7 protein-coding genes are annotated in these 6,964 nt (G+C 34.5%); 4 read left to right on the top strand and 3 right to left on the bottom strand.

Features of this window, described 5'->3' with window-relative positions:
• Positions 1-718 precede the first annotated feature (718 nt).
• The 4 genes from AB1422_14515 to AB1422_14500 all read left to right on the top strand — a co-directional run bounded on the left by AB1422_14515 (position 719) and on the right by AB1422_14500 (position 4,919).
• Positions 719-1,180, top strand: coding sequence for a hypothetical protein (locus tag AB1422_14515; protein ID MEW6620526.1), 462 nt, complete (start codon positions 719-721; stop codon positions 1,178-1,180).
• Between the two features lie 8 nt (positions 1,181-1,188).
• The gene (locus AB1422_14510) at positions 1,189-2,619 is read left to right on the top strand and encodes a radical SAM protein (protein MEW6620525.1); all 1,431 of its coding nucleotides are present in this window, start codon (positions 1,189-1,191) and stop codon (positions 2,617-2,619) included.
• Between the two features lie 169 nt (positions 2,620-2,788).
• Complete coding sequence (locus AB1422_14505) at positions 2,789-3,469, top strand: glycosyltransferase family 2 protein (protein ID MEW6620524.1); 681 nt, start codon at positions 2,789-2,791, stop codon at positions 3,467-3,469.
• A gap of 151 nt (positions 3,470-3,620) precedes the next feature.
• Positions 3,621-4,919, top strand: coding sequence for a glycosyltransferase family 39 protein (locus AB1422_14500; GenBank protein ID MEW6620523.1), 1,299 nt, complete (start codon positions 3,621-3,623; stop codon positions 4,917-4,919).
• A gap of 71 nt (positions 4,920-4,990) precedes the next feature.
• On the opposite strand, the gene AB1422_14495 is transcribed toward AB1422_14500, so the two are convergent.
• The 3 genes from AB1422_14495 to AB1422_14485 all read right to left on the bottom strand — a co-directional run.
• Positions 4,991-5,656, bottom strand: a complete 666-nt coding sequence (locus tag AB1422_14495) for a transposase (GenBank protein ID MEW6620522.1) — start codon at positions 5,654-5,656, stop codon at positions 4,991-4,993.
• A complete protein-coding gene (locus AB1422_14490) occupies positions 5,637-6,506 on the bottom strand; it encodes a hypothetical protein (GenBank protein MEW6620521.1) in 870 nt (289 codons plus the stop codon). Before AB1422_14490 ends, AB1422_14495 begins: the two co-directional genes overlap by 20 nt.
• 268 nt (positions 6,507-6,774) lie before the next feature.
• Positions 6,775-6,964 (bottom strand): GxxExxY protein (locus AB1422_14485; protein ID MEW6620520.1); only part of this gene is annotated, 190 nt, incomplete at its 5' end.

Raw genomic sequence — 6,964 nt, 5'->3', positions numbered from 1 at the left:
TGTGGAAAACAACAAATTTCCATAAATTTCTATTAGTTTCTATTAATTTCAATTTTTTTAATAATATCTCCCTATCTCCTTAATCTCCACATCTCCTTTTGTTACACCACCTGAACGCTTACTAAAAAAGATAACCGAAAATTACTCTGGACTCTCTTGGTGTTTGAGTTATGGTATGAAAAGTATATCAAAGGGAAACAATGAAAAGATATGATTTCTTCAAGGTAGGTAACTATTCAGCCACTGATTAACACGGATTAGCACGGATAAATACAGAGGTCAGAAGATAGAAGGCAGAGGACAGAAGACAGAAAAATGAAAGAGAAAAATCACCGAAAATCTGTTAAATCCGTGTTATCCGTGTTCTATTCTTACATCTATTTTCAGGGGGAAATCGTAGTTCGTAATTCGTAATTAGTAGTTCGTCAGGAAGCAGAAATAAACGAATTACGAATGTATTTTCGTAAGCGTTCAGGTAGTGTAAGAAAAGGAGATATGGAGATAAAGGAGAGAAGGGGATATATTTAGGAGTTTTTGGTGAAAGGATTAGAGTTAGGAGACTGGTTTGGTTTAGGGGTTATGAAAGTTAGTCTTTTTGCATAACCATTTTGCCCAATTATCCAGGAAATTTATAATCTCCACCTCTCCCCGATCCCGTTATCTCCCTTCTTACACTTCTAATGTATAACCTGAACGGTTACAAATATGCGTTATTATTTTGATAGGATTAATTTGTGGATGGTGGGCTTATGCCAATGCCTTTTTAATTACTAAAGGATTGGCACATCGTGCTTTGCCTGTTATCTTTGGTCTTGAATCACAGGATGCTTATCTGAGGAAAAACTTAGATTTCTATAGTATGGCTGATTATATCAATACCCATCTCTCTATTTCAGATAAGATGCTTTCGATCAATGAAACCAGAAGCTATTATTTTAAAGTCCAATTTGTCCACTCCTCTGTAAGTGTAGAAGGAACAATTATCCATACCTCATCAGATATAGATGAAATATTGAATAGTCTAAAAAGGAATAACATCCATTATATATTTATCAATAGGAATGAGTACTTTACTCTGCATAGATATCCTACTATTCTCTGGAATGAGGAAATATTGAATAAGTATTTTAATCTTTTATATACCAATGGAGTTTGTTATTTGTATAAGATTAGGGAATAAGGTGTAAAATGGAAAAATTGGATTGTTTATTAATCTCACCTTCTATTTTCTATGAGAATAGAGACAATATTTGGAAAGAGATTAACTCAAATTTTCCGCCACTGGGATTAGCATCCATTGCCGGACATATAAGAAGCAAAGGATATTCTGTGAGGATAATAGACTGTAATGTTGTTTCACCTTCAGTAGAATCATTTAATTCATACTTTCAAGAAAATATAAAGGATAAGATAAGATCTATCAGGATAATTGGATTAACGGCAATGACATGCACCATAAAAAAGGCTTATAAGATTGCAGAAATATGCAAAAAGCATTATCCCGAGGCAAAGATTATTTTTGGAGGAGTTCATGCTAGTTTTGTAACAGAAGAGGTTATAAGCAAAGATTTTGTAGATATAGTGGTGATTGGCGAGGGTGAGATAACTCTTGAAGAGATACTTTCAAATATGAATTTGGAGGAGATAAAGGGTATTGTTTTTAAACGAGATAACAAGGTAATAAAAACTCCTGAAAGGGAAAGGATAGTTAATTTGGATTCAATGGCTATGCCTGCCTATGATCTGCTCCCTATCCTCAAATATAGACCTGCAAAAGGTTCCTATAAAAGGTTGCCTGCTATGAGTATGATGACATCAAGAGGCTGTCCTGGAAGATGCACCTTTTGTAATAAAACCCTTGGCTCAAAACTGATCTCTAAGTCTGCTGTGACTATATTCAACGAGATACGCTACCTTATTAATAATTATGGTATCAAGCAAATTCTTTTTTACGATGATACTTTTACAGTCTTTAAAAAGAACATTATTAACTTGTGCGATTTGTTGATAAAAAACAAGAAAGTTATTTCATGGACATGCTTTGCTAGGGTCGATTGCATTGATTTTGAGATGTTGAAAAAGATGAAGAAAGCAGGTTGTCACCAGATAATGTATGGCGTTGAAAGTATTGATGAGAATGTATTGAAAAATGTAAATAAAAAGATAAATCCCAACCAGGTAATTAATGCTGTTAAGTGGACCAAAAAGGCAAAGATAGAGTGTCGACTGGCATTTATGGTTGGAAATCCAGGTGATAACGAAGAAATTATAAGGAAAAACATTACTTTTATAAACAAAATAGAGCCAGACTATCTAATTGTAAATATAACCACCCCTTTTCCAGGAACATCTATGTTTGAATGGGCTAAAAACAAGAATTTAATCTTAACTTATGATTGGGATGATTATAATTTCGGTCACCCAATTATGAAGTTGGAAAATCTCTCTGTTGATGAAATAAAATACCTATATAAACTTATGTATAGAAGTTTTTATTTTAGACCAAAATATATCTTAAAAAAATTAGTTTGCATACGGTCATTTGACGATTTAAAAATTCTCTTAGAAGGATTTGGTGCGGTAGTATCGTTTATGAAACCAAAGCATCCCGTTAACTAATTAACTATTTTTCAGGAGAAACGCTCATGTCCACAGGGATGGACACAAAGGAGGATGAAAATAGTGGTAGGAGATAGTAAGGTGGGAGGTAAGCAGATAGGCGTAAGGAGTGATGTTTTCTTTACTTTCTACTCTCTACTTTCTACTTCCTTATTTTCAGGAGAATAAAATGAAGATTTCAATTATTATACCTGCTTACAATGAAGAAAATTCAATAAAACAGATTGTTAAAGAAATTTTGGCTGTTGATATTAATAAAGAAATCATTATCGTTGATGACGGTTCTACTGATAATACTCCCAAGATTATTGAAGAAGAAATCAATGGAGATAATATCATTAAGCTTTATCATTCTAAAAATTTGGGTAAAGGAGCAGCGATAAGAACAGGTATAACCGCAGTCAGGGGAGATATAGTTATTATTCAAGATGCAGATAGAGAATATGACCCAAGGGATTATCCTAAATTAATTCAACCAATAGTCGAAGACAGATGTGATGTAGTTTATGGTTCTCGATTTTTGGGTGTTCAAAGTGCTATGTTTTTTTGGCACTATATGGGTAATAAACTTTTAACCTTAGTTACTAATATCCTGTATAATACGCTCATTAGTGATATGGAGACGGGTTATAAGGTATTTAAAACTGAAGTTATAAAAAGTATCAATATCAAGTCAAATAGGTTTAATTTTGAACCAGAGATTACGGCTAAACTTCTAAAACGCAAATTTAAAATTCAACAAGTACCAATAACTTATACAGGAAGAACCTATGAAGAGGGAAAAAAGATTACCTGGCGAGATGGCATTGTAGCCTTATGGACTTTATTCAAATATCGCTTTATGGAATAATTTGTTTCAGTGTCTTCATTGTCTATTTTTTTCATTCGTGGTATTCGTTTCATTCGTGTTCATTCGTGGTTAAATATTCTTTGCGTCCTTTGCGTGAGGCATTTTTAGGAGAATCATATGGATCGACAATTTATAACGGAGGATGAAATAAATGAAAACAATAAAAAATATATTTAAAAATGAACAAATCTTTCTTATTATTCTTTTAACTGTGGCTTTTATAATCAGATTATTATATGTAATTTTTATATCTACCCTCCAGGCACCTCCAACAGGGGATGGTGTAGACTATGATATGATTGGTATGAATATAATTAATGGCTATGGCTATTCTCTTTATCCAGGGGTACCGACCTCTTATAGACCACCTTTATACCAATTCTTTTTAGCCGGGATTTATTTTTGTTTTGGGCATAGTTATGCCGTAGTAAGAATCATCCAGTCATTAATTGGGGCATTAACCTGTCTTATAACTTATTTTATGGGGAAAGAATTATTTAATAAAAATATAGGGATGTTGTCATCATTGCTTTTAGTCTTCTATCCAAGTGCTATATACTTTTGTGGGCAAATATATACAGAAGGTATTTTTATCTTTTTACTGACTATAAGTATGTTTTATGCGATCAAAGTCTATAAAAAACCATCTCTGAAAAATCAAATTATATGTGGTATTTTAATTGGTCTATCAATACTTACAAGGCCAATATTACTTCCTTTTTTACCATTTATTTTCATTTGGTGTATTTTAATATTTAAGCAAAAGAAAGTAGCGATAATGAATTTTTCAATTATAACTCTCTTCATTTTATTAACACTATCTCCGTGGACAATAAGAAATTACATAGTCCATCATCGATTTGTTCCTATTGCTACTTTGGGAGGGCCTAGTTTTTTTGTATGTAATAATCCATTTGAAAAAAATGGGATATGGTATATGCCAAACGAGGCAGAATGGAGACAAATGGGTGAGAAACCTCCTAACATGGCTACTCGTCCCCCATCTCCATATATCTCAACTGATTTTGGCGCTCCCCTATGGTGGTGGAAAGATTTATCCGAAGTAGAAAATGAGAAAAAACATTATCGGTTAGCAATAAATTGGATAAAAAATCATCCCCAAGAATTTATTAAGTTATGCGGAAAGAAACTCATTAGATTCTGGGAATGGGAAACCCAATCAGCTGCTCCCATTGCCCAAAAATATAAGTTAATAAATTTATTAAGTTATGCCATTTTACTTCCTTTTATGGTGATAGGATTATTTTTCTCTTTTAAAGAATTTAAAAAATTCGCTATTATTTATTTATTAATATTACAATTCACCTTAAATACCATATTATTCTATGGTAGTACAAGATTCCGAACGCCACTTGACCCATATTTACTCATATTTGCAAGTATTGGTATTTATAGGTTATATTGGATATTTCAACCATCAAGGAAATAATCTGAAGAAATAATTAGGATTAAACCACGAAAGCAAAATTTAAGACAATGATGAAAAAGATATGGGTGTGGCTACTTTTGGACGACGCCAAGAACAGGTTTCCACTTCCCTTTTGGATGTAACCTTTCTTGCTCCCTTTGGATATGAAAAGACCAATAATCTCCAAAGTCTCCACTTAGGTATATCGCCCTCATTTTTAGCATAGCCTCAGCCATATCTCTTGTCCATCTCATACCACATCGTTCCATTCTATCCTTGACAAGATTTCTACATGCTCCCTCCACAGAACCACTTGCAATTGGTAATCCTTGCGTGAGATACTCATTATATCTCATATAGGAACGGTTACGATAGAAATATCTGGTAGCATCATCAACTGTCTTCCGGTTGTTCCCATGAATCCTTCTCTTAGTAGCACTCTGACGGATACCTTTTATCACTTGACTAACCTTCCCCTCTAAGATACGAAAAATCTGTTTCTTTACCCATTCCGCCCCTTCTTTGTTCCCTTCCTCATGAAATACATAGCAAACCTGCCATAGCCTTTCTAAAACATGAAATAAGTCTAAAATCAAGCAGACATGAGGAATTTGAGCTTGGACTCCTTTCTGCAATGCCTTCTCCCCATCTGTTACTACTGCTCTGATCTTTTCTTTGGACGGATCACGCCTCTCTATCTCTTCTGCAACCTCCGATATTACCTCCTCTTTACCTTTATTAAGACTTGCCCAAAACACGTTTATATTCCGGTTTGTGTCTCTCTTCTTCTTTCCCTACTATCCTAAGTTTAGGCTCAAAAAGGCTTTTTACTACCTCCTCAGGTGTTCTATAGTAAGGTCTTTGAGTGAAAACAGCAGCTACTGTTGCCATCTTCTTTTTGTTAGCTTTCTCTCCCTTCTTTTGTCTTACCTTTACTTCAGCTTTCCCCTCTTTGACCATTGGGATACCTTTGCAATCTATAGCCCCTACTAATATTGACCCTGTCTTTGCATCAGAAGGTGGAATCCGCTGTTTATAGAAATTATCAAAATCAGCAGATGCCTCTTTTAGTATATCTCCTACGCTCCTTTTTGAAATTCTTGCACTTGTACTCTCCTCTATCCTTTCTTTTGCCTCATCAAAAGGACCCTGGACACTTGCCTTAACTAATTGCCTTTGGAGTTCATAAGAAAAAGATTTTTGAGGTAGTTGGAGAAATTCATCCTTTGGGTGGATACTTTCCTTGCCTCGACCACCATAACCCATTCGCTTAATACACACTTCTCCAAACACTGTCTGATGATGATGGGTATGAAGTCGTTTATGGGTATAAGATTCTATCCTTTCACCTTCTCTTGTTACTACCTCTACCGCTCTCCCTACATCTCCATCGCCTCTGGCGTCAATATGTGCCTGTAGCAGAAGACGCATTACCTCATACATCTTTTGGATTTGACCCTGTTCTACTTCATGTAAAGGCATGTTTAATGTTTCTTCTTCAAACATCCATTTCTCCAGGTTTCTGAATTCTTTCCTTGCCTGAAAGACAAATATTTTCCCAACGGATTCAGCCGATTCTTTCTGCAAAATAGCAACTGCTGGATTCATTTTAACCCCCTCCCTTTTCATAGAGATATTAGTGTTCCTACTCTATATCTCGTCAAAAAGAGACTTTTTCTTTAATACTTTATTTTGTAGGGGGTTAGTAATCACAGCAATTTCCCTGTCGTTTAAAAATAGCCACACCCAAAAGATATTATTATTTATTTTTACCTTAGTTTCGACCTGTGAAATAGGTCGACATGGGAAAACAAAATTATACTCCACTGCCTGGTGTAAGAAAAGGAGATAGGGAGATTAAGGAGATAAGGGGATATTATTCTAATTCCACTCTTCTAAAATCTGCCTTTTCTTTAGCAAAGTTTACAAGAATAGCCATCTTTACACCTGTAGCTTTTAAATATGAGCGAACCTGAGCATAATGAGCTTTGCTTAATTCCTCCACCGTTTTTAGTTCTACTATTACCTTGCTTTCTACAAGAATATCCAATCTGTGTTTCCCAATT

It is taken from the genome of bacterium (genome assembly GCA_040757115.1).
Lineage (GTDB): Bacteria > UBA9089 > CG2-30-40-21 > CG2-30-40-21 > SBAY01 > JBFLXS01.
This window is presented reverse-complemented; position numbering and strand designations above follow the sequence as displayed.

Bases quoted from the DNA above. Each gene is read 5' to 3' on its own strand.
- AB1422_14510 (MEW6620525.1), top strand. From the start codon at position 1,189: ATGGAAAAATTGGATTGTTTATTAATCTCACCTTCTATTTTCTATGAG.
- AB1422_14505 (MEW6620524.1), top strand. From the start codon at position 2,789: ATGAAGATTTCAATTATTATACCTGCTTACAATGAAGAAAATTCAATA.
- AB1422_14500 (MEW6620523.1), top strand. From the start codon at position 3,621: ATGAAAACAATAAAAAATATATTTAAAAATGAACAAATCTTTCTTATT.
- AB1422_14490 (MEW6620521.1), bottom strand. From the start codon at position 6,506: ATGAATCCAGCAGTTGCTATTTTGCAGAAAGAATCGGCTGAATCCGTT.